Source organism: Psychrobacter sp. APC 3281 (genome assembly GCF_030407815.1).
Classification (GTDB): Bacteria; Pseudomonadota; Gammaproteobacteria; order Pseudomonadales; family Moraxellaceae; genus Psychrobacter.
The window spans coordinates 277810-301605 of record NZ_JASDCS010000006.1 but is presented as its reverse complement, the minus strand read 5'-3'; the positions used below and the strand labels follow the sequence as shown (position 1 = coordinate 301605).

At 41.5% G+C, this 23796-nt stretch carries 16 protein-coding genes; 7 read left to right on the top strand and 9 right to left on the bottom strand.

All coding sequences use genetic code 11. The annotated features are described in order from the left end of the window. Positions 1-172 precede the first annotated feature (172 nt). From QL886_RS06755 to QL886_RS06745, 3 genes are all read right to left on the bottom strand, one after another. Complete coding sequence (locus tag QL886_RS06755; RefSeq protein ID WP_290178100.1) at positions 173-1432, bottom strand: multidrug effflux MFS transporter; 1260 nt, start codon at positions 1430-1432, stop codon at positions 173-175. 354 nt (positions 1433-1786) lie between these two features. Then, a complete protein-coding gene (locus tag QL886_RS06750) occupies positions 1787-2599 on the bottom strand; it encodes a crotonase/enoyl-CoA hydratase family protein (RefSeq protein ID WP_101204229.1) in 813 nt (270 codons plus the stop codon). 223 nt (positions 2600-2822) lie between these two features. After that, a complete protein-coding gene (locus QL886_RS06745) occupies positions 2823-6458 on the bottom strand; it encodes an ATP-binding protein (RefSeq protein WP_290178099.1) in 3636 nt (1211 codons plus the stop codon). Positions 6459-7065: 607 nt separating this feature from the next. Between QL886_RS06745 and cysM the strand changes: the two genes are divergently transcribed. From cysM to QL886_RS06715, 6 genes are all read left to right on the top strand, one after another. Then, positions 7066-8022, top strand: a complete 957-nt coding sequence (cysM, locus tag QL886_RS06740) for a cysteine synthase CysM (protein WP_201508138.1) — start codon at positions 7066-7068, stop codon at positions 8020-8022. Between the two features lie 147 nt (positions 8023-8169). Beyond that, positions 8170-8994 (top strand): 3'-5' exonuclease, encoded by an 825-nt coding sequence (locus tag QL886_RS06735; RefSeq protein WP_057758412.1) that lies wholly within the window; start codon positions 8170-8172, stop codon positions 8992-8994. Between the two features lie 62 nt (positions 8995-9056). Continuing rightward, positions 9057-10628, top strand: coding sequence for a 23S rRNA (uracil(1939)-C(5))-methyltransferase RlmD (gene rlmD, locus QL886_RS06730; protein WP_290178098.1), 1572 nt, complete (start codon positions 9057-9059; stop codon positions 10626-10628). A gap of 423 nt (positions 10629-11051) precedes the next feature. Beyond that, entirely contained in the window at positions 11052-13589 is a 2538-nt protein-coding gene (locus tag QL886_RS06725; protein ID WP_290178097.1) for a bifunctional (p)ppGpp synthetase/guanosine-3',5'-bis(diphosphate) 3'-pyrophosphohydrolase, read from the top strand. A 55-nt stretch (positions 13590-13644) separates the two neighbouring features. Further along, complete coding sequence (gene mutM / locus QL886_RS06720; protein WP_290178096.1) at positions 13645-14586, top strand: bifunctional DNA-formamidopyrimidine glycosylase/DNA-(apurinic or apyrimidinic site) lyase; 942 nt, start codon at positions 13645-13647, stop codon at positions 14584-14586. 290 nt (positions 14587-14876) lie between these two features. Then, positions 14877-15317: a hypothetical protein gene (locus tag QL886_RS06715; RefSeq protein ID WP_290178095.1), complete on the top strand. Its 441-nt coding sequence runs from the start codon at positions 14877-14879 to the stop codon at positions 15315-15317. Between the two features lie 112 nt (positions 15318-15429). On the opposite strand, the gene mscL is transcribed toward QL886_RS06715, so the two are convergent. From mscL to QL886_RS06700, 3 genes are all read right to left on the bottom strand, one after another. Beyond that, positions 15430-15885: a large conductance mechanosensitive channel protein MscL gene (gene mscL / locus QL886_RS06710; RefSeq protein ID WP_290178094.1), complete on the bottom strand. Its 456-nt coding sequence runs from the start codon at positions 15883-15885 to the stop codon at positions 15430-15432. Positions 15886-16164: 279 nt separating this feature from the next. Beyond that, a complete protein-coding gene (gene typA / locus QL886_RS06705) occupies positions 16165-18015 on the bottom strand; it encodes a translational GTPase TypA (protein ID WP_057758402.1) in 1851 nt (616 codons plus the stop codon). A 349-nt stretch (positions 18016-18364) separates the two neighbouring features. After that, entirely contained in the window at positions 18365-19549 is a 1185-nt protein-coding gene (locus QL886_RS06700; RefSeq protein ID WP_290178093.1) for an OmpA family protein, read from the bottom strand. A gap of 583 nt (positions 19550-20132) precedes the next feature. On the opposite strand from QL886_RS06700, the gene QL886_RS06695 reads away from it, so the two are divergent. Beyond that, positions 20133-20861, top strand: coding sequence for a GspH/FimT family pseudopilin (locus QL886_RS06695; RefSeq protein ID WP_290178092.1), 729 nt, complete (start codon positions 20133-20135; stop codon positions 20859-20861). A gap of 13 nt (positions 20862-20874) precedes the next feature. On the opposite strand, the gene QL886_RS06690 is transcribed toward QL886_RS06695, so the two are convergent. The 3 genes from QL886_RS06690 to era all read right to left on the bottom strand — a co-directional run bounded on the left by QL886_RS06690 (position 20875) and on the right by era (position 23562). Then, positions 20875-21648, bottom strand: coding sequence for a pyridoxine 5'-phosphate synthase (locus QL886_RS06690; RefSeq protein ID WP_290178091.1), 774 nt, complete (start codon positions 21646-21648; stop codon positions 20875-20877). A 63-nt stretch (positions 21649-21711) separates the two neighbouring features. Then, complete coding sequence (locus QL886_RS06685; RefSeq protein ID WP_290178090.1) at positions 21712-22533, bottom strand: DNA repair protein RecO C-terminal domain-containing protein; 822 nt, start codon at positions 22531-22533, stop codon at positions 21712-21714. A 63-nt stretch (positions 22534-22596) separates the two neighbouring features. Further along, on the bottom strand, positions 22597-23562 hold the full coding sequence (gene era / locus QL886_RS06680) for a GTPase Era (RefSeq protein WP_057762330.1): 966 nt from the start codon (positions 23560-23562) through the stop codon (positions 22597-22599). Between the last annotated feature and the right edge of the window lie 234 nt (positions 23563-23796).

Here is a 23796-nt window from a genome sequence, read left to right as displayed (position 1 = left end):
AGCATATAATTCGGAACAACTTATGTTTACTAAAGTCTGATAACCGTTGCTACTTAAAGTCTCTATAAGACTTGATTCTTAACTGAATAAGTATTCAACATAAAAAAGCACTCATACGCTGTGAACGTATGAGTGCTTTTTAAAATACAGCTAACTTAAAATAGAGGCGCTGTTACTCTGCATCGTCCAAATTTAGATCACGATCAATTTTCCAAATCAGGAAAGAACCGAAACTCATTAGTGAGAACAGGGCAATACCAACTTTGAGAACTGGATTGACTGGAAATAGGTTCAATAACAAACCGCCAAAGATACCGACTGAAAACATTAGCGAACCTTGTAGCGCACTTGCCATACCAGCACGGCGTTTCTGAAAAGCGAGCGCAATTGCAGAAGCATTGGGCTGGGTCAGACCCAATCCTGCGATACAAAAGAAAATACAAGCCAGCACCAGTGGTAACCAAGCGTCCGTCCCTAGAAGCAAGCCGATCGCGAATAGCAAACCCGCAGAGATAACCTGCATCATCGCCCCAAATCGCAAAATACTTAGTATTCGAAAGCGATTGGTAAGCCATTGGTTTAACTGAGTCAAACCTACAAAACCTGCCGCATTCATTCCGAACAACCAAGCGAAATGTGTCGCTGAGACGCCATAAGTATCCATAATTAGCTCAGAAGCCGAGCTGATATAGACAAACATTGCTCCCATTAACAAACCGCCACCAATTGCTGGATAGTTAAAAGTCGGGTCTTTTAATAAATCCCAATATTGACTGAGCACTTCTCTTGCAGGGCGTACATTGCGATTTTCTTCGGTCAAAGTTTCAAAAAAGAAAAACTTGGTAAGTAGCAAGTTTAGAGCGCCAAATGCAGCTAAAAACCAAAAGATAGAATGCCAATCAAAAAACTGTAAGAATAGCGCGCCAAGCGACGGTGCCAATATGGGCGCTAACCCCATCACTAAAATCATAATGGAGAAAGCTTTTGCCGTTTGTTTGGCAGTGAGGCGATCTCGAATCGCAGCGCGAGTAACTACTGCACCGACACATGCGCCCAGAGCTTGTAGGGTCCGGCCTGCAAACAGTACGTACTCATTATCAGTAGTCGCACAAAGAATAGAAGCGATAACATACAGCGTCATACCTATATATAAAGGTTTGACACGGCCAACACGGTCACTAAAAGGTCCGTAAAATAGTTGCCCAAATACCAAACCTAAAAAGTATGCAGGGACAGAGTTGGCCATAAAGGCCGTTGAGACACCGAAATCATCGGCCATCGATGGCAATGCTGGCAGATACATATCAATCGATAATGGCCCTACCGCAACCATCAGCCCAAGCATCATAATCCATGCAACAGGCAAATCAGCAGAGCGCACTCGCTCAGAAGCGATAGGTTTGTTTGGAAGGGAGGGTTTTGAAGCAGACATATTTAGACCGTTTTATATAGTGGCTATTATTTTTAATATTTTATTTTTCGACGTTTAATTGCTTGCATGTGTTGTTAGGTAGGCTTTCATCATTTCACAGGCTTATCCAGTAATCAAAATAGATACCTTTAACAACAATAGTGCATCTTTACCCACATCGGTGCAAGCAGACAATGCTATATCGTGCTATCTGCTTGCATTTCAATGGCTATAAGATATTGGTGAAACAACCGCTAACAATTAAACCTGTTAAAATAATTTACCAAAATATATCTGGTTTTTTTAGATGGCAATTTCTTTTATCAGAATGAATCAAACGAAAATAACACTAGAAAGTTTACTGATAGCAAAAATTTAGCGGAATTGACGTTTGCCAAATAAAGTGCTGGCCTGCTTTGCTTTTCTGAGGGCAAGCTTACGATTGCGACCAAGCATCATTTTAAGCTGCCATGCTTTTTCTTTATATAAAGTCTTGGCAGGTTGATCATACATCGCATTTATCACACGTTTGCTTGCTAGCACCGCATCAGGAGAGCGCTCTGCAAACTCGGCAGCAAGCTTTTGTGCTTGTTCAAGAGGCGCCTCACTACAGTGGCTAATCAAGCCTAACTCTTTGCCTTCATTAGCATCGATGATACGAGCGCTCATGGCGAGTTCTTTTAGAGTATCTTCTCGTAGGACCCCAAATGCCGATTGAGTCAGTCCCATATCTGGCACTAACCCCCATTTAGCTTCCATAATAGATAATTGACAATCAGGATGACTGATACGTACGTCACAAGCCAACGCCAACTGTAACCCAGCGCCGATACAATATCCTTCTAATACGGCTATGACAGGTACTGGCAGATCACGCCATACCAAGCACACCCGTTGGAACGCACTTTGCCATGGCTTAATCAATTCCCAAAGCGCAAATGCTGTGTTTTTTGGATGATTTAAGTCTCCTAAATCAATACCTGCACAAAACGTTCCCTCTGCCCCATTTAGAATGACTGCTCGTATGGTTCTATCCTTACTAATGCGACCTGCCAGCTTAATCAGCTCATTGATTACCTGAAAACTCATGGCATTTTTTTTATGTGGACGATTTAAGGTAACCGTCAGTATGTTGTCTGTAATACTAACTTGTAAGGTCTCATACTGGTAACTTGCAATCGCGTTCATAACAATCCTTATTAATGAATAAAATAAATATGGTGCTGATATTCACAATATTAGCAGGCTTGTCTTTGTTGTACCGTAGTAATAACTGACTGCCACGATACTATAGTCAATTTCATATACAGCAGACACAGAGCACCTAGCTAACAGCGATAAGCAAATCTAACAAGATTACCTATCGCTCTCTGAACCTGAATGATTTTGTCTGTTTTGCCTTACCCTCAACTTATATCATTTTCCACGTCATATCATTTTCGCTTAAGCGATGATAATTAAGCTGCGGATAAGAAGATAAATCTACCTTTTGCAAGTTGTCTAGCGCCGTTAATAATGCCTCATAATATGGCTCAATCATTGCAAATTGCACAGGTGTTGTATGCTGTACATTCAGCAAGCACTTATCTTCTAAATCTTGGCTAGCCTGACGCAATTGTGGTACACCTGTATATCGACTCCCACCCAGTATACGATGGGCAATCTGTGCCAGCATATTGCGGTCATGCGCTTCCCATGCCTGAATGAGTGCCTGTTTTTCATCATTGATAGTATCGATCATCATGATAATAAGCTTGGCCGCCAATTCAGGTTTGTTCGCTGAACGAGTGAGCGCATCTTGCCAATCTAAAATGTTTGAGGTATCACTTTTGCTGATATTATTGTTGCTAAGGTCATTATTGATTTGCTCGTGTAAAATCGAGTTAGAATTAGCTGTCCTATCTTGAAAGCTTTGGTCTTGAGGGCTTTCATCTTGAGATTTGTCGATAGACTTTGTTGTTGATTGTAGTAGTGGCGACTGACCTTGTTTTTGTAGACGTAAGCTCTCATAGCGCGGTTGAATATCACGCGCAGCATCTCGTCTATAGTTTTCACGAGGCTGGCTATCACGCAAATAATCATCACGGATTTTTTTCAAGGATAATGGACGGGTAATTTTTGGCTCGCTACTGACAGAAGTACTATTACGATCTACCCCGTCTCCTCTTATTATTGGATAAGTAGCGGTTGAGTCATCTGAAGACATACCTGAACTGGCTTGAGACTCTTTATTATTTACCTTGTTAGGGAGTAAGTCGTTCGATAAACCATTATCGTTGATTGAGTAACCGCGCAGCGAGTCTATAGCAGTTAGTTCAGCCTCTGATGAGTCGGTAGCCCGTACATTAGCATCCTGTACATTAGCACCTTGTAAGTTATCACCCTGTAAGTCAGGATGCTGTAAGCCAAAGCTCTGCAAATCTGTATCGGGCAACGCGGTCAATTGTGGTATGGTACTCTTACGACCAAGCCATTTCTGTAGCACTTGCAATAACTGAGGTTGGCTAATAGGTTTGCCGACATAGTCATTGATACCGCTGGCTATAAGTTTGTCACGTTCATCTGCTAACCCGTGAGCTGTCAGAGCGATAATAGGGATACGACTATCCGCATTTTCGATATTTCGAATCTGCTTAGCTGCCTCATGACCTGACATACGCGGCATTTGAATATCCATAAATATCAAATCAATATTGTCTTTGTCTTTGTCTTGCGTAGCTGCTTTATCTTCAGCGCTCGTGTCCTCATGATAGAACGCGCTATTTGTTTTCTTGTTTATCTCATCACGTGTTTCTGCTTTAGAGAGTTGCGTTTTATTCGATAGACTTTGCTTATCGCTCTTAGCAGTTTTGATGTTTTTGGTTTGTTGTTTACTGATTATCTCAATAGCATCAAACCCACTGCTCGCAGTAACTACCTGAATCCCTAGCTCGCTCAGTAGAGCATCAAGCACTAGTAAATTGGGCAAATGGTCATCAACTGCCAGTACCGTGACCCCTTTCCAGCGTGGTTCCTGCAGGCTTTGCGGCGTACTACGGCTTTGAGTATCGAGCATTGCATATAGCTGTCTTTTGTCTAATGGCTCATACAGTATGTTGGCATGATAGCGGTTGAGTAGCGCTTGATCGGCCGCCACTTGGTAGCCAAACACAGCAAGCTTACCTTGATAATGCAGACGAATTTGCTTGAGGAGCGCCATCATATCGTCTTGGGTATCATCATCAACGATGACCCAATCCCAATAATTACCGTGCTCTTTTAATGACTCAAGTACACCCGGTAATGAGTTGGCTTGAGTCAATTTAATTGGTAAATACTGCAAGCTGGCCTTGAGTACCTGTATCGAAGCGGTATGATTGATCCAAACCAGTACATTAAATTCATCGGTCTCGCTTGCCAGTGGCGCCAATACTGGCAATTCAATCGTCTGCCCTGTGGCTGCCTCTAACACATCAACATGGGCTGGCATGCGAAACCAAAATGTCGCACCTTGATTGGCAATATTCTCTTGAGCATTATCATGAAACCCAATATCACCGCCCATCAAGCGTGTTAACTGTTTGGAGATGACCAGACCCAACCCTGTACCGCCATACTGACGCGTGATTGATGGATCGCCTTGGCTAAAGCTTTGGAACAGCATTTTTTGATCTGCCAGAGAAATACCTTTTCCACTATCTTGCACGCTAATCATCAGATAATTATCACGGTGGTCATCTAAGCTCACACGCACCACCACATCACCACTATCGGTAAACTTAATGGCATTACCAACGATATTGGTCAATACTTGCTTGAGACGTAACGCATCGCCGTTGATACGCATCGGCACATCATTGTAAAAAAGCACCGCCATGCGTAAACCCTTCTCCGCAGAGACAGGAGATAGCATATCGACCACATCATAAATGGTGTCATAGAGATCGAACTCATGGCGATCCAATACCAGCTTGCCTGCTTCAATCTTAGAAAAATCTAAGACATCATTTACCAAAGCGAGCAAGTGTGCTGAGGACTTACGTATGGTCTGTACATACAAGTCCTGCTCGGGATTAAGCTCACCGTGACGTGCCAGCAAGTTAATAAAACCATCGATACTATTCAATGGTGTACGCAGTTCATGACTGATATTGGCTAAAAATGCAGACTTTGCTTGGCTGGTTGAAATTGCTGCATCACGTGCATTTCGAATAGAAATGTTTTGCATCTCCATCTCATCAAATGCCAACCGTAAATCATCCTCAGTCTGCTCGGCATGGTCTTTGAGCTCTTGAAAGCTTCTATGTAAGCGGCGCAATGTTCTGACCAGATCTTGCTGTAATAAATTCAGCTCACCATCTGACTCAACGGGTACAGGTTGGTATAAATTATCAACATGGGTACGTTGCAACTGCAACCGCAGCTCATAAATGGGGGCAATCCAACGTTTTGAATAGATATTTAGGCTCAGTAGTAGAATCAGGATAGTAAATAAACCAGTAATCACTAACGCCATCGCAATACGGTAGCGTGCAATATAGAGCGGCTCATTATCCATATCGACGAGCAGCCACAATGTCTGCCCTTCAAATTCTCCCAATACACTGCCATACGCTGTACCTACAGGTGTTGGTCGTTGTGACAAAAAGCTTGCGGAATCACTGATTAGCGGCCATTCTTCATTGAGACCATAACCGACTGTTGCCAGTATTTGATTGCCTTCATTAATAATAGCAATGCGCTGTACATGCTGCTCAGACTGCATACGTCCAAGCTTATCTTGGATACCCTCTAGCGTCGTCATTGCCGCTTGCTGGGTCCTCTCAGCACTACTCCCTACTTGTTGGCGCTCTTGTTCTAGCAGCTCAGGAATCAGTTCAGCTATGACTGGTGTGTAGCGAATAAGTACTGCTTCAGCCAATACTTCTTGCTCCGAGTCACTCGCACGCATGGTTTCGTGAAATACCAAGATGCCGCCTACTGCTGCCAACACACAGATAGGCAAAAACACCAGTATGATCAGCTGACCATAAGCACTACTGGTATCGAAACGTTTTTTATATGCCATGCTGGGTTTACTCTCTACTAAGGTTCTTGCCGTGAATTTTTGTGATAATGTCAGTATTCGTGATACTTGTAGCGTGTCGTATTAGAGCATCTGGGTAAGGCGCTACTCTTAATGAAGCTATTAATCGTTAATAAATTAACTGATTTTGACGGGGCAACTACTGTACAGCTCAAGATTATCTTAACAGGATTCTCTAAGTTCTGGTTAGGCATTCCATGTGATGAACAACGTTATAATTAAAGTGCCCACCACTCTATGTTAAAGAGAATATGGCTTTAAGCTATCAACTCTACTTTTGCAACCCTCAACGTAATATTGACATTGACCTGATACAGTGACTATTAATCCTTGATGCGATAAGCGCAGCTGAAAACAAAATGATATAATAAAGCCACTTTTTATTTACCACAATATATCGCTCATAGTCATAACATATGAGAGCGCACTCTAATGCCTTTCGTTTTTAGCTCGCTTATCACCGTAAACCTATAACCCAAGCGACTGTCTAAAATTATGATCAAACAATAAAAACAGCGCTTCCATCAAAAACAAGCCATTAAAAACATATTTAAAAAATAGAAAAGGATACTTTATGTCCACTACGGCCATGTCAAATGCTAACTTCATTACTCAAATCACTACCCTCGCTGATTGCGTTGGTCAAACGCCATTGGTGAAACTTCAACGCCTGCCTGAGCAAGAGCACATTGCCAATGGTGCCACAGTACTAGCTAAGCTTGAAGGCAATAATCCAGCGGGTTCTGTAAAGGATCGCCCTGCTTTTAATATGATTTATCAAGCAGAACAACGCGGTGATATTAAGCCTGGCGACATGTTGATTGAAGCCACTAGTGGCAATACTGGTATTGCATTGGCCATGGTCGCTGCAATGCGTGGCTACCCAATAACATTGCTGATGCCAACCAACTCTACCCAAGAACGTAAAGATGCCATGATTGCTTATGGCGCAACGCTGATTGAAGTAGACGAAGGTATGGAAGCTGCGCGTGATTTGGCATTACAGATGCAAGCAGATGGCAAAGGGGTTGTATTAGATCAGTTTAATAATCCTGACAATAGCCAAGCACATTACCTGACTACAGGCCCTGAGCTATGGGCACAGACAGAAGGTAAAATTACGCATTTTATTAGCTCGATGGGCACGACAGGTACGATTACCGGTGTGTCACGTTATTTAAAAGAGCAAAATCCAGACGTCAAAATCATTGGCCTACAGCCTGACGAAGAAGCCTCTATTGCTGGCATTCGCCGTTGGCCTGCTGCCTATATGCCAGGTATTTTTGATGCAGACTTGATTGATGAAATGATGGATATCGATCAGCGTATTGCCGAAGTCTATATGCGTAAATTGGCGAAGACTGAAGGTATCTTTGCTGGAGTATCTTCGGGCGCAGCTGCGTGGGCAGCGACCCAAGTGGCAAAAGCAAATCCTAATGCTGTTATTGCTTTTATTGTCTGCGATCGTGGCGATCGTTATTTATCAACGGGTTTATATAACGTTGACGATAGCAATACAGATAACAGCAGTGCAGAAGTTAATTAATGCATAAGAAATACCATTTAGTATCGTTAATTTAAAAAAGTGCAAAGCGACCAAGTGCAGATGTAAACGTAATACTTCAAGCAATGTTAACGCTGTTATTCTTTTATAATGAATTAACTATAAGCTCATAAATAGTCAGGATTATCTATGTCACAAGCGCTACCATCCGACCCTATATTGGTTTTTGATATCGAGACTGTCGCCGATGTCGATGCAGCACGCCGTATCTATCCGCAATTGGCCGATCTTAACGATGCGGATGCATTAAGTGCGCTGACAGCGATACGTACACAAGAGGCAGGGCACGACTTTATGCGCTTGCCACTACAGCGCATCGTCTGTATCTCAGCTCTGTATATCAAGGATGGGAAGTTATCGCTATTTTCTTTGACTGCCGATAAATTTAGTGAAAAAGAAATCCTAGCCAAATTCTTTAGAGCATTTAACGACATTGAGACACTGCCGCAACTTATTAGCTGGAATGGCTCAGGCTTTGACATACCTGTACTGATATATCGTGCCATGCAATATGATTTGTCAGCACCATGGCTGTTCGAAGAAGGCGAGCGTATTAAAAACATGCGCTTTGACAATTATGTTAATCGCTTTCATACGCGTCATCTAGACTTGATGGATCGATTTAGCCAGTACGGTGCTAGTCGCCGTGAAGCGATGGATATCGTCGCAAGTCTGTACGGATTACCCGGTAAAACTGATGTAGATGGCAGCATGGTCGGCGCGCTTGTTAGTAGCGGTGACTGGCAGACCTTATCTATATACTGTGAGTCTGATGTTATGAACACTTGGCTTATTTATTTACGCTGGTTACGTCTGACAGGACAATTATCTTCACAAGATTTTGATGCTTGGCAGCAGCAGAGCTATGACTATCTGGCAAAGTATACCCAAGCTGACGGTAGTCCGCGACATCAAGAGTTTATCGCTGACTGGTCATCGGCACCCGAATTATAGAATTCGCATTATTAGTAGTTTTTTATTCCCCTCTTCTAGTTATTTATTATTAAGGCAGGTTTATGCAACCCACCGATTCAAAAACATCTACAGCATCTGATACGGCAGCGCAAAACAGCAACGTTCAAACGAATGAAGCTCAAACCAACGACATCCAAACGATTGTCATTCCGCCTAGTAAGAAAAAATCAAAGCCATCATCAAAGACACGTCGTCGTCTAAAAGATGCAGAGCCAATCCCATTTAATATTGATGGCTTATCACATGATGGTCGCGGTGTTGCTGTGTATGGTAATGGTTTTGACGTTGCGGAAGGCCATGCTGAAGACAAACACGGCAAAAAAATCTTTGTTAGCTTTGCTCTACCAGGTGAAAGCGCCTTAGTAAAAATAACCAACAGCCGTGCTAGCTTTGAAGAAGGCGATGCTATTAGTATCACTGCCAACCCAAACCCTGAACGTGCTGTACCACCCTGCCCGCATTTCGGTACTTGTGGTGGTTGTAACTTGCAGCACTGGCAGCCAGATGGACAAATAAACTTCAAGCAGTCGGTACTGGCTGAAATGCTAATGCACCAAGCCAACGCGGAACCTGACAATTGGCTCCCTCCTGTGGTCGGCGATCGTCTTGGTTATCGTACCAAAGCACGTTTGGGCGTGCGCTATGTCGTCAAAAAAGAAACTGCGCTTGTCGGCTTCCGCGAGCGTTCAAGTAACTTCTTGGCAGAGCTAAATGAATGTCATATCTTAGATCCGCGTATTGGTTTCGAGATTGAAAACCTAAAAACGCTTATTAGTACCCTAGAGAGCCGTGACAAAATTGCCCAGCTTGAGCTTGCAATGGGTGAGCAACTGCCAGAACTACCTGATGGCAATCAGCCAGTTGCGCTCATCGTACGTAATTTAGAACCATTGTCAGACGCTGATATAGACAAACTAAAAGTCTTTTTCGCAGCGCGTAATTGGCAGCTATATTTGCAGTCGAAAGGCGTTGATAGCATCCAACGTATTGCTTTGACAGACGCTGATGATTTGAGCAAGCAATTTGGGCGTTTATATTATCAATTGCCAGAGTATGATCTGACTTTTGAATTTATCCCTACTGACTTTACTCAAGTAAATCTATCTGTGAACCGTCAGATGACCAAGCTTGCTTGTGACTTGTTGGACTTAAAAGCAGGCGAACGCGTATTAGATTTATTCAGTGGCTTGGGTAACTTCAGCTTACCGCTAGCGCGCCTCGTTGGCGAGACAGGCTCAGTAGTCGGTGTCGAAGGCAGTGAAGCCATGACCGAACGTGCTGCTGACAACGCTCGTCGCAACGGTATCAACAATACTGAGTTTTATAGTCAAGATTTGACTCAAGACTGTACTGATAAGCCATGGGCCAACCAAGGTTTTGATGCACTGTTGATTGATCCACCGCGCTCTGGTGCTTGGGAAATTATGCAATATTTGCCAAAATTTAATGCTGAGCGCATTGTTTATGTCTCTTGTAATCCAGCCACCCTTGCTCGTGATACAAAAGCATTGTTAGAACAAGGCTATCGTCTGACTCATGCCGGCGTAATGGATATGTTCTGCCATACGGGTCATGTTGAATCTATCGCTCGTTTCGAGAAGGTAGCGGTTTAACGTTATTAATTTTCAAAAATGATTAACAGCTGAGAATGACTAACAGTTAAACCTGATTAAAGAGACAATTAAGCGTTATTACAATTATCTAAGTTAACTTAAAGCTTTGATAAGTTTGTGCTAATAAATAGCCATTATTTAGCGTAATTGACCACAGCCGTACAGAGGCTCGCTTGATTTGTCACTTTAAAATGAGATAATAGTAAACAATCTTCCTATGTTTTTGATGATGTTTCCAATCGCTACATAGCAAGCATTTGCACTCATAGCTTTATATATTTTACGCGCATTTTATAGCTGCTAAAAATAACATTTTTAGCAGTTGTATTGGTTTATAGCTGACACTTTATGGATCGTTAATTCAGAGTGTGTGCATAGTAGATGAGGTTATAATCAATTCAAAATAGCTAAGAGGAGTCGGCTATGGTAAAAATTCGTGAAGGATTACCGCTGGTGGATGGACAGACCACGCAGGCCGATAGTGCAACACTTGCGGCGCAACTGGTGGCGAGCCAACGCTCTCACCAGTCAGCCAATAGCTATGCCCAAATTCCCCTCGACATCAAATACCAGTTGGCAACCCACAAGCTACATACTACTTTTGATCGTTCAGCTGCACACACTTATCATTTGCATGACCCTCACACTGAAGACAAGTATTTGGATGATACCAATCCGCTATCAAACGAAGAGCTTGAGGCAGTCGACTTAGACCAAGCCAATATCGACGTACCTACTTGGCTAGATAATGTGGCCAAGCGTATTGGACAAGAGTCAGTACCCAACCTAAGTGCAGCTTGCGAGTTTATTCGTAGTCATATGAATACCAGTGAATCTGAGCGTTCAGGCGCTTATGTGACCGGTATTGGTATGACTGATATCTTGACCTATCTTTACCAAGATGAAGACGCATTGGTCGCGGCCATGCTGTATCGCAGTGCGCGCAAATCAATCATTAGTCTCGCTGAAGTTGAAAAAAACTTTGGTCCAGATATTTTGACGCTTGTTAAAGACACCCTTGCAATGGGTAAGCTGTCGGAGATTATTGAGAGTAACAAGCGCTTAGAAGACCATTTCGTCAATAATCAACGTGATCAGCTATCAAATATTTATAGCATGCTCATCTCTGTCACCAACGACGTGCGTGTGGTACTGATAAAACTGGCTGAACGTACTTTCGCCATGCGTGAGTTGACGTTTTCTAGGCCAGAACGTCAAACGCGTGTCGCACGTGAAGTCATGACTATTTATGCGCCATTAGCGCATCGCCTAGGCATTGCACAGCTAAAATGGGAGCTCGAAGATCTGGCTTTCCGTTATTTAGCGCCTGACCGCTATAAAGAAATTGCTAAGCTGCTGTCAGAAAAACGTAGCGAACGCGAGTCCTATATTCAGCGCGTACAAGACAAATTAAATGAATCACTAGCAGATGCCAGTATTGAAGGCGAAGTATCTGGTCGCGTCAAACATATCTACTCTATCTATCGAAAAATGAAGCTCAAAGGCTTATCTTTCGATCAGCTTTATGACATTCGCGCTTTACGTGTCTTGGTTAATAGCCCTTCTGACTGTTATCACGTTTTAGGCCTAGTACATGGCTTATGGCGTTATATTCCTGAGCAGTTTGATGACTATATTACCAACCCTAAGTCTAATGGCTATCGCTCACTACATACTGCTGTAATCGCGGAAAACAAATCACTTGAAGTCCAAATTCGTACTCATGAGATGCACTTTGAGGCCGAGCTTGGCATGTGTGCGCACGTTAATTACAAAGAAGGACTAAAGAACAAGAAAGACAATTATCTGAATCAAAGAATCAGCTCATTACGCCAATTATTATCTATCAATAATGAGACACGTAATCAGCCACGCTCAGCTGTTGTAGCGGGCGAAGAGATAGACGATATCGAGTTTGACGAAGAAGAGCAACTCGTTGATTTTGATGAGCTAGAACGTATTTATATCTTTAGTCGTGATGGCGACATTACCGAACTACCAAAAGGCGCGACCGTTCTCGATTTTGCCTACTATGTGCATACTCAAGTTGGCAACCGTGCGCAGGCAGCCCGTGTCAATCAGCGCTATGTGCCACTGACCTATCAGTTGAAAACAGGTGAGCAAGTTGAGATTATCACTAAGGCATCGCGTGAGCCCAATCGTGATTGGTTGGTAGCCTCGTTAGGTTATATTCATACCAATCGCGCCCGTTCAAAACTGCGCCAGTGGTTTAATAAGCAAGACCGTGATAAGAATATTGAAATAGGTCGCCAAATGCTTAGTAAAGAGCTTGAGCGCCTATCTGTGCATCCTAATAGTATTGATCTAAACGACTATATTCAGCATTTTCATGTCAATACGACCGATGATATTATCGTGGGTCTAGTGACAGGCGATATCGGCCTGAATCAATTGACCAGTCATATCTCACGTCAGCTGCATCTTGAACCTGAGATACCACCAGAGAGCTTTGTACCGCATGTAGATAACCGAGATACAGGTAAGCTCGATGCGTATAAAATCCATATTGATGGCTTGGATAATATCGAAATCAATTTGGCAGGTTGTTGCCATCCTGTGCATGGCGAACCGATAGCTGGCTACATCACTTTATCGCGTGGCGTTAGCGTGCATAATCGAGGCTGCCCAGAGTACTTACGTCTGGTCGAGCGCGATCCTGAGCGCAAGATAGAAGCCGCTTGGCAAGTACAGACTGGTCGTTATCAGCCTGTTGATATTCATGTCGAAGCATATGACAGACGCGGTTTGCTACGTGATTTGACTCAGATAATTGATAAAGAAAACGTCAATATTCGCCAAGTTCAAACGTTAAGTAATGACGACAATATTGCTTTTTTAAAGTTCCATATTGAAGTCTCAGGATTAGCGCATTTGTCTAAGTTACTCGCAAAATTAGAACAGCAACATGGTATTTTGCACGCGCGCCGTGCAGTCGTGTAAATAAAACGTTAAGTCAGTCGTTGTTTATTCCATAATAGAGTTGTCAAAAAATACTATGCCTGAATTACCTGAAGTAGAAACCACTAAAGCCAGTCTTGCTCCATTATTGGGGCAACAGGTAGTTGATGTTAAAGTATTTCAACCAAAGCTGCGATGGATGATGCCAGATAACTTAGACGAGCTGGTTAATTACACATTAGATAGTGTTGAGCGCCGAGCAAAGTATCTGATTCTTAATTTTCTGCCAGCAGTTGCACAGAATAACGCTCCCATGTCAGCCAGCAAAGTTGAACCGCGTCAACTTCTTATTCACTTAGGAATGTCAGGTAGCTTACAGCAACATAACTACGGTACTGATAAGCGTAAACATGACCATTTGGTCGTCGTTTTTAATGATACTGCTAACAAAAAATCTCAGTTACACTACTATGATCCAAGACGTTTTGGTTCAGTACTATGGCATGAAGATTACGGCAATAAACTACTAGACCATCTAGGTCCTGAACCACTTTCAAAAGATTTTACCGCAGACTATTTATACAGCTTAATCCAGCGTATTGATTTATCTAGTCAAGATAGCAATGGGTCATCGTCAGATAATACTAAAACGAATAAGCGACTAAAACCCATTTCCCGAGCGATTAAATCTGTCATCATGGAACAAGAAGTCGTAGTCGGTGTTGGCAATATCTATGCGACTGAAAGTCTGTACTTGTCCGGCATCTACCCTGCTACGCCAGCCAATCAACTTTCATACGATCAGATTGTCATTTTAGTGAATCATATTAAAGAAATTCTAAAGAAAGCGATAAAATTGGGCGGTTCGACACTACGAGATTTCACAGTAGCCAGTGGTCAAACTGGTTACTTTCAGCAAACCCTAAATGTGTACGGTAGACAAGGAGAAAGCTGTCTACATTGCAGTACGACACTAGAAAACATCAAGCTTACTGGTAGAGCTAGTGTTTATTGTCCAAGTTGTCAGCCGTTAAAATAGCTAATAACTGATATCTATTTGCTTATAGTATATTTAGATTAAATGAAGCTAATATCTAGACAGCGTATCTATTTTTAAAAGTATCGAATATTGCCAAAGCTATACCTAGATTATTCTCATTTTTGTTGCTTATTAGCGCACATCTTGCTTTAATAGTGCTAGCGCTTACATAAATAGTGCGTATCATTTATTTTTCTGTAATATTTAGCCTAACTATTGTTGCCGCAAGATTCCTGTGTGAAGATAGCAGCAGCCATTAATCATACTACTATGAGTTTCAGGATATCGTTATGACTGTTAAAGCAAAAACTCAACGCACAGTTAAGCAGAGATTTTTTACTGTATTGGCAACTTTAGGATTGGTAGTTGCGACCATTCAGCCTACTTTTGCAGCTATAGAAATTGATGAAACGGATTTCGGTCCTTCATACGAGACGATGGTAGTCGATACGATTGTTGGTAAGCCACTGCAACTCGTGAATGCTGTTGCTGGTACGGCAGCTTATATCGTTAGCTTACCTTTTTCACTTATTGGTGGTAATGCAGATCAAGCACAGCAGAAGCTATTTGTTGAACCTTGGGATGCTATGGGACGTTGTTTAGGCTGCACAGTTGCAGAAGACAACTATTACAAATCTCAAGTCGTTGATAATAACGTGGTACGTATCGTTGTCGATCAACCATCAGAAATTCTGATTAACACCAATGACTATGTAGTGGTCACTCCATAACAATTTGCTTTTAGTAGGCACATCAAATAGTTCACAAAAAATGACTGTGACTACTTCATAGCAAAAAGGCTAACGAGAAGTTAGCCTTTTTTATTGTCAACGAGTTGATAATTTATTTCATAATACTGGTATTACTTAATTTGGCACTGATTTCACGCAGCAACTTCACTTCTTCTGATGGCTCTTCTATTGCTTCTTCTATAACTTCCTCTACTTCTTCAGCACGGCGCATTTTATTGACACCTCTAACCATCATAAAGATGATGAAAGCTAAGATTAGGAAGTTAATAAGTACGGTAATAAAACTACCGTAAGCCAATACAGGTACACCTGCTTCTTTGAGCGCATCATAAGTCATAGCAATACCGTCAGGTACATCGCCTAAAACTAAGAACATGTTTTCAAAATTAATCTCGCCGCCAAAAATAAAAGCGACAATCGGCATAATAATATCATCTACCAAAGATTTTGTGATGGTAGCAAAAGCCCCGCCGATGATGACACCGACTGCCAAATCCATCACATTACCTTTGACAGCGAACTCTTTAAACTCTGAAACCATACTCATTGTTTTTTCCTCAAAATTTATCTATATACAAATGGATATTTATATAATTAGTATCACATCTAGCTTGCATGTTAATAATTGAATGCATTAATACCACTATTCATTCTGTCTGTATTTTTCCAAGATTACAACACAAAAAAAAGCAGTATAAAGTGAACCACTAATAGCTCACCTTATACTGCTCATTTCTTAACCGCTTAGTGCCAGTAAAACTACTGACACTAAGTGTTTGCGTCAAACATCAATATCATGAATTACTCAGTAACTCACTTATTGATATTAAGCACCTTTTTTACCACGGCCGTGACGCTTACGCTCACTTTCAGTCAAGTAGCGCTTACGAATACGTACCGCTTTTGGCGTTACTTCGACTAGCTCATCGTCTTGAATAAATTCAAGCGCTTGCTCAAGAGTGAACTTCACTGCTGGCGTCAACGTCAATGCTTCGTCAGTACCACTAGCACGTACGTTGGTTAGCTGTTTAGCAGTCGTTGGGTTAACAGTCATATCATCGTTACGAGAGTTAAGACCAACAATCATACCTTCATAAACTTCAAGCTGTGGTTCAGCAAACAACTTACCACGTTTCTGTAGGTTAAATAGAGCAAAACCTAGGCAAGTACCATTTGCCATAGAAACTAATACGCCGTTAGAACGACCACCAACATCACCAATCTTCTGTGGACCGTAATGTGAGAAGCTCGAGGTCATGATACCACTACCTGAAGTCAGGGTTAGGAACTCAGAACGGAAACCGATCAAGCCACGCGCTGGTATGGTCGCCTCGATACGCATACGGCCTTTACCGTCCAGCTCCATGTTAGTCATCTCGCCTTTACGTAGACCAACTTGCTCCATGATAGAACCTTGATGCTCTTCTTCGATATCGAAGACAACGTTTTCATACGGCTCTTGTAGCTTACCATCAACTTCTTTAACGATAACTTCTGGACCAGAAACACCTAGCTCGAAACCTTCACGGCGCATGTTTTCGATAAGTACTGATAAATGAAGCTCACCACGGCCTGATACTTTAAATTTGTCAGGAGACTCAGTGTCTTCTACACGTAATGCTACGTTATGAATCAACTCACGCTCAAGACGCTCACGAATGTTACGTGAAGTCACAAACTTACCTTCACGACCAGCAAATGGTGAGTTATTTACTTGGAAGTTCATAGATACTGTAGGTTGATCTACCGTTAGTGCTGGTAGCGCTTCAACATTGTTAGGATCACAAATAGTATCAGAGATGTTTAGCGCATCGATACCTGTGATACAAACGATATCACCTGCTTGCGCATCTTCAACGTCAATACGATCAAGACCATGGTAACCCATGATTTTTAAGATACGGCCGTTACGCGTCTTGCCATGTTTGTCAATGACAGTTACTGGCGTGTTAAGTTTAACTTTACCACGCTGAATACGGCCAATACCGATAACACCAACAAAGCTGTTGTAGTCAAGGCTTGAGATTTGCATACGGAACGGAGCGTCAGCATCAACCTGTGGAGGCTGAACAACGTCAACGATAGTTTTGAACAATGGGGTCATGTCGTCAGCTAAATCATCTGCTTCTAGACCTGCGATACCGTTCAATGCTGAAGCATAAACAACTGGGAAATCAAGCTGCTCATCGTTTGCACCTAGGTTGTCAAACAAATCAAAGATTTGATCCATTACCCAATCAGGACGTGAGCCAGGACGGTCAATTTTGTTAATAACAACGATCGGCTTTAGACCTTGTTCGAATGCTTTTTGCGTCACAAAACGAGTCTGAGGCATTGGCCCATCAACAGCGTCAACAACCAAAAGTACGCAGTCAACCATAGACATTACACGCTCAACTTCACCACCGAAATCGGCGTGACCTGGGGTATCCACAATGTTGATACGGTATTCGGTTTCTGAAGTTTTATCTGTCCAGCGGATAGCTGTGTTTTTAGCCAAAATGGTAATACCACGTTCTTGCTCAATATCACCTGAGTCCATTGCACGTTCAGCAATGTTTGCACGGTCGCCAAAAGTACCAGACTGATGTAATAACTTATCAACCAAAGTTGTCTTACCGTGGTCAACGTGGGCAATAATTGCAATGTTACGCAGGTGTTTGATATCGTTCGCCATATAAAATGCTCGTTTCGTCTTAAAAAAATGCAGTAGCAGTAAGCGCTGCTGAATAAACTTTCATCATCAATCAGATAGATATTGAATCTAAGATGACGCAAAAAAGAATGCTATCAAATAAAAAAGTTCAATACAATCAAATATCTATACTGACGAATTCATCATACAGATTGCTATGCTAATGTACATACTGTTAATTTACAGAATGTTTGGGTGGCTAGTATAACATTATTGATTCATAAATTTATGTAATAACTCACTTTTCTCAATACATAAATAAAAAAAAGCCACCCATTGGGTGGCTTTTTTTGTAACTGTATATTTAACTATAAGGTTATTTTGCTAATACTTACTGAACAACCATATCTTTAGTTTGTTCAACAGTCATTGTTTTGTCACCAGTGATGATGGCATAAACACGACGGTTCATAGCACGACCTTCTTCAGTGTCGTTTGAAGCGATTGGGTTGTCATAACCATAGCCTACAGTTGATAGACGGTTTGGAGCAATACCGAATTCGTTAGTTAGCATAGATTTAACAGCAACGGCACGAGCTTCAGATAGACGTTGGTTATAACGTGCTGAAGGACCAGTCTTAGAAGCATGACCTTCTACACGAGCTGTAGAGTTAGGATACTCACGCATCTTCTCTGCTACTTTAGCGATTTCTGGCTTGTACTGGTTTTTGATAGCTGACTTGTCGTTATCAAAGAATACACGTAGTTCCATTTTTAGTTCGTCAGTAATGTCTACTGGTACTGGGCAACCGCGCTCATCAACTACAACGTTCATTGGAGTGCCTGGGCATGCATCGATGCTATCAGGTACGCCATCACCGTCAGAATCAAGATCAGCTTCAACAACGACTACTGGAGTGTTGTCAACTACTGGCTCTTGCATAGGAGGTACTGCTACTGTAGGTGCTAAATGGCCACCTAGTACTACTTCTAGACCGGCCAAAGCCATGCCTTCCCACCAGTTGTTGTCAAAGTTATGAATCGCACGAGCTTCACCACGTAGGCTTAGCGCGTCATTGATGCGATACATAGCACCTAGACCTAGGTTACCGATAGTGTCTGTAGAGTTTGCAACTTTGTCACCAGCGCGGTTCTCAATATCAAGCTTTGAGCGACCCGCACCAACTAGTACATAAGGCTTCAATGCATTATCAGTGTAACCAGTAAATTCTTCAGTACCAATTAAGAAGTTACCAGAAATCATTTCTTGCTCTGCATCAAAAGAGTCAGAGCCATCCTGACGAATAGCATCAGTATTTGAAACACCATATTCTACTTGGAACTGAGTTGAAGGAGTAAGCTCGATACCTAGCGCAGCACCAGTATATAAACCATCTTCTTTGTAATAGCTATCACCATTGCCGCTATAATCTTTTAACAAGTCAGCTTGATCGTCATCAGCACCTTCGCTGTAATGATAACCTAGTAATAATGGACTGATAGTAACACCAGCATTAGCTGCTAAAGGAGCCGCTGTTACAGCGAACAGGGCTAGAGCGATTTTATTCAATTTCATGGACTTCCTCCAAAGGATAATTTTAGTGATGCATTAAGCAAAACCGATTCTCAAGACGTACTAAGATAGACATCTCTTACGCATTTTAAGTTACAAAGCAAAACCAATTAGAGAGTAGCTTAGCGATTATTAATTCAGTTTACAACTTTTTTCGTTAACGAGCTACACATTATTACACGATAATGTTGTAACTAAAACACAATAAACAGGCTAAGTTACCCAGAACTAACACACCTTACGCTTCTTATCTTTTACATTGCAATTTGCGATAGATGAATAGTTCATTAACAGCTATTTCTTGAAGCATTTTATTACAATTAGAATTTTTTCTCTATTGGTAATATCGTTCTTTCACTAATTGAAACATTTTTTGACAGTCGCTATATATTACATATATATTGTAAAAAACCAATATTCTTCTGAAAATCAATTAATTAGCAATTGGATCTGTCTTATATAAAGTTAAGTCAGAGAAAATTGAAAGAATCTGGACAATTGGTGTGCTTGAAAGATAGTCAACACAAGGATGTGTGAGACGTTGTTTTTTACTTGAATGACAAACAGCTATAGGATGTAGCGCATTATGAACTTACTTAATAAGGTACTAGCCAGTTATAGAAGAATAGTAACTTTTGTTCTTTATATATCTATTCACAGAAAAGACAGATATAGAGTTGGTAAGTTTTTAACCATTGCATATAGGTTACTTGATGAACTACTGAAGTTAGTCAGTTATAGGAAATCATTCCTTCAGAACAATAACATTCTCAGTACTAAGCAATCAAACGGCTTTACTCTCGTTGAGCTAATTGTGACGACAATGGTATTAGGAATTATCGCAGCTATTGCAGCGCCAAGCATCTTAACGCACTTAGCACGAATGGAGGCGCAACGTGTCAAGCATCAGTTAGAGAACACTTTATCCTTAGCAAAGGCCGAAAGTTATATAAGTCGGCAGGATGTCTTGGTTTGTTTATCGAATGATGCACAGCAATGTCATAGGAATAGCGATAAAACGCTTCTGCTATTCGTAGATAAAAATAACAATAAGCATTTTGATTCTCAAGTAGATACCTTATTAACACAGCAATCCTTAAACCTAAGATATAGTACAGTGAAATTAAGAGTTGGCGGTAGGCGTCACTATACTAAATTTTGGGGTGATAGTGGCAGACCGCGAGGACACTTCGGCCATATAAAATACTGCCCTACCTCTTCTTATAACAAGTCAATGTACCAAATTTCTTTTAACCAATCCGGTATCGTCAAACATAAACTTAATGCAGACCACCCTACGAAATGTAATGGTTAACAGATATGCAAACCTATTTATACATAGCCTCTTTCATCATTGTCACAGCGCTTTCTAACCCTACAAACACCGCATCTGCAATAAGTGCATGACCGATATTTAATTCATATATACCATCAATCTTTGCAATGGCATTAACATTGTCACACGTTAAGCCATGACCCGCGTTAATAAGCAACTTATCATCTAGGCTCTGTGCTGTAGCTACTGCATGTTCAATTCTTTTAAGCTCAGCTAACTGTGCGTCAGTATCATTTGCTAAGCCTGCTTCGGCATAAGCACCTGTATGCAATTCTATTGCATCTGCACCACACTCTATTGCGGCTGCAATCTGCTTGTCATCAGGATCAATAAATAAAGAAACCTTAATATTAGAATCTTGCAGTTTATAAACATACTCTTTTAGAGATATGACTTGCCCTGCAACATTAAGACCGCCTTCTGTCGTTAACTCTGCACGCTTTTCAGGTACTAGACATACCCAAAAAGGTTTAACTTCGCAGGCAATTGCAAGCATCTCATCCGTTGCCGCCATCTCTAAGTTCATTCTTGTCGACAACTGCCCTGCCATTTCATAAACATCCGCATCTTGTATATGACGACGATCTTCACGTAAATGTATAGTGATACCATCTGCCCCTGCCTTTTCGCACAATAATGCAGCAGCTAAAGGACTCGGATAATTTACACCGCGTGCTTGACGCAATGTTGCCACGTGATCAATATTCACGCCTAGCAAAGGTTTTTTTGAATTGTTTTCAGATGAGGTAGATACAGAGATACTCATAAAAAATCCTTTGGGCAATTAAGCCTAACTTATATAGTTAATACTACGATAATATTTGAGACTTTATTGATAGCGCTGCTGCTGCTGCCATAATAGACGGCTTTGTAGCGGCTGATAATCAAGCAAATGATCAATAAGATGTCGATGTAGTTTTGACCAATGGCTCAGCGTTTGCTCAGTAATACCTAAACGTGCCATTTCTATGATATCCGCACCCTTAAAAACAGTCTGTCCAGACTCACTGGCTAAATGCTCAGACTCTTCATTATGTACTAATATAGGGAGCAAACCTACATCCGGTAAAAAGCGGTAAGTACAATCATACTCGATGGGATCTTCAACGTTGTCATGCGTTAACGTTAAAGTGAATCCTAATTCGGTAAATAGATACTGCTCAAACTGACGTAGACAGAGACGAAGCTCGCTATTACTCAAGGGCTGCTTGAGTTGTTGTAGACTGATTTGATAATGCTGCCACAATATAGGCATTGGGTCTTCAGTAGGTAACAGCCGCCACAGAATCTCGTTTATATATAGTGCGGCATACTGATGTTGGCCGCTGATATTGGCGTAAGGTACGGCTTCCAAGACAGCAGATGTACTATCTTTTTGAACACTGTCTTTTTGAACACTGTCTTTTTGAACACTGTCTTTTTGAACACTGTCAGCTTGAGTCGTATCTTGCGAGGCAATATTAATTTGACTAAAGGTTTTTAGATCACGTTTACCAGTAGCAAAAAGCTGTAACGGCATAAATAGTGGCGCGCCTTTTTTCCCAACACCATGTATCACACCGTGTTGTTGAGAAAAAAGATAATACAAAGCGCGTTTTTCCTGATAAGGACGCTGATGCAATAAATACCCGACGAGCGCTTCATTACGCATTTTTTATTACCTAAATAGCTAAAAGGCAGACAGTGCTTTTGAAGCGTTCGTTTTTAACCGCTATCAATAGCCCAAACTGGTCAACGCACGCTCATCATCAGACCAGCCACGTTTCACTTTAACCCACAAAGTTAACATAATTTTTTTACCGAACAACTGCTCCATATCTTTACGAGCATCCATACCAACTTGTTTGATACGCTGACCTTTGTCACCGATAACGATGGCTTTTTGACCACCGCGTTCAACATAGATAGTCGCATCGATGAAAGTACAAGCTTTGCGTGGACGCCCTGTTTTTGGATCAGTATGGGCAGGTTCGTCTTTAAACTCATCAATCTGTACGGTTAAATCATATGGCACTTCATCACCCGCACTACGCATGATTTTTTCGCGAATGATTTCGCTGGCCAAAAATCGCTCAGAGCGATCTGTGATTTGTTCTGTATCGTAAATAGGCGCAGCGACTGGTAAATGTGAGGCAATCACTTCTTGCAAACGATCTAAGTTTTGATTTTTTAGTGCAGATACAGGAACGATATCAGCAAAATCGAAACTATCGTTGAAAGTTTCGATAAGTGGTAGCACGCTGCCTTTATCTTTTAGAGTATCTGACTTATTGATAACCAAGACGACCGTTAAATTGGTCTCACCGAGCTTTTGCAAGGTCAATAAATCATCGTCACGCCATTGATCTGAATCAACAACAAACAGTACTAAATCTACATCTACTAACGCCGATACCGCCGCTTTATTCATACGTTCATTGATAGCACGTACTTCGTTACGGTGAATACCTGGTGTATCAACAAACACCGCTTGCATTTCATGGTTTGATAAAATGCCATGGATACGATGACGGGTAGTTTGCGGTTTGCGTGAAGTGATAGACAGCTTTTGACCTAATAAGTGATTCATCAAAGTTGACTTGCCCACATTTGGACGTCCAACAATGGCCACATAACCTGCTCTAAAATCATCAGCCATACGAGCATTACCACTTGGCGCGAAAAATTCTTCAATAGCCATATCATTGTCTAATGCAATACCTTCTGCATCAATACCATGAGTCTCTTCAGTAACTTCAATATTATTTTGGCTTAAATCAATATCTGTATTTTCACCCAAATTTTGGGTGCTATCTTCATTGTTTGATGGCAAATCAGTATGATTGCTCATAAGTTAATCCTATAGGGTTTGTGTCTAGCCGAACAGTCGTTGATGCCAAATTTATTCAGTCACCATTAAAAACAGGCTAGAGAC

Coding starts and splice junctions, on each gene's coding strand:
- mutM (WP_290178096.1), top strand. CDS start 13,645: ATGCCTGAATTACCTGAAGTAGAAACCACTAAAGCCAGTCTTGCTCCA.
- QL886_RS06695 (WP_290178092.1), top strand. CDS start 20,133: ATGAACTTACTTAATAAGGTACTAGCCAGTTATAGAAGAATAGTAACT.
- QL886_RS06685 (WP_290178090.1), bottom strand. CDS start 22,533: ATGCGTAATGAAGCGCTCGTCGGGTATTTATTGCATCAGCGTCCTTAT.
- QL886_RS06755 (WP_290178100.1), bottom strand. CDS start 1,432: ATGTCTGCTTCAAAACCCTCCCTTCCAAACAAACCTATCGCTTCTGAG.
- QL886_RS06700 (WP_290178093.1), bottom strand. CDS start 19,549: ATGAAATTGAATAAAATCGCTCTAGCCCTGTTCGCTGTAACAGCGGCT.
- QL886_RS06735 (WP_057758412.1), top strand. CDS start 8,170: ATGTCACAAGCGCTACCATCCGACCCTATATTGGTTTTTGATATCGAG.
- cysM (WP_201508138.1), top strand. CDS start 7,066: ATGTCAAATGCTAACTTCATTACTCAAATCACTACCCTCGCTGATTGC.
- QL886_RS06690 (WP_290178091.1), bottom strand. CDS start 21,648: ATGAGTATCTCTGTATCTACCTCATCTGAAAACAATTCAAAAAAACCT.
- QL886_RS06745 (WP_290178099.1), bottom strand. CDS start 6,458: ATGGCATATAAAAAACGTTTCGATACCAGTAGTGCTTATGGTCAGCTG.
- mscL (WP_290178094.1), bottom strand. CDS start 15,885: ATGAGTATGGTTTCAGAGTTTAAAGAGTTCGCTGTCAAAGGTAATGTG.
- QL886_RS06725 (WP_290178097.1), top strand. CDS start 11,052: ATGGTAAAAATTCGTGAAGGATTACCGCTGGTGGATGGACAGACCACG.
- QL886_RS06750 (WP_101204229.1), bottom strand. CDS start 2,599: ATGAACGCGATTGCAAGTTACCAGTATGAGACCTTACAAGTTAGTATT.
- rlmD (WP_290178098.1), top strand. CDS start 9,057: ATGCAACCCACCGATTCAAAAACATCTACAGCATCTGATACGGCAGCG.
- era (WP_057762330.1), bottom strand. CDS start 23,562: ATGGCTATTGAAGAATTTTTCGCGCCAAGTGGTAATGCTCGTATGGCT.
- typA (WP_057758402.1), bottom strand. CDS start 18,015: ATGGCGAACGATATCAAACACCTGCGTAACATTGCAATTATTGCCCAC.
- QL886_RS06715 (WP_290178095.1), top strand. CDS start 14,877: ATGACTGTTAAAGCAAAAACTCAACGCACAGTTAAGCAGAGATTTTTT.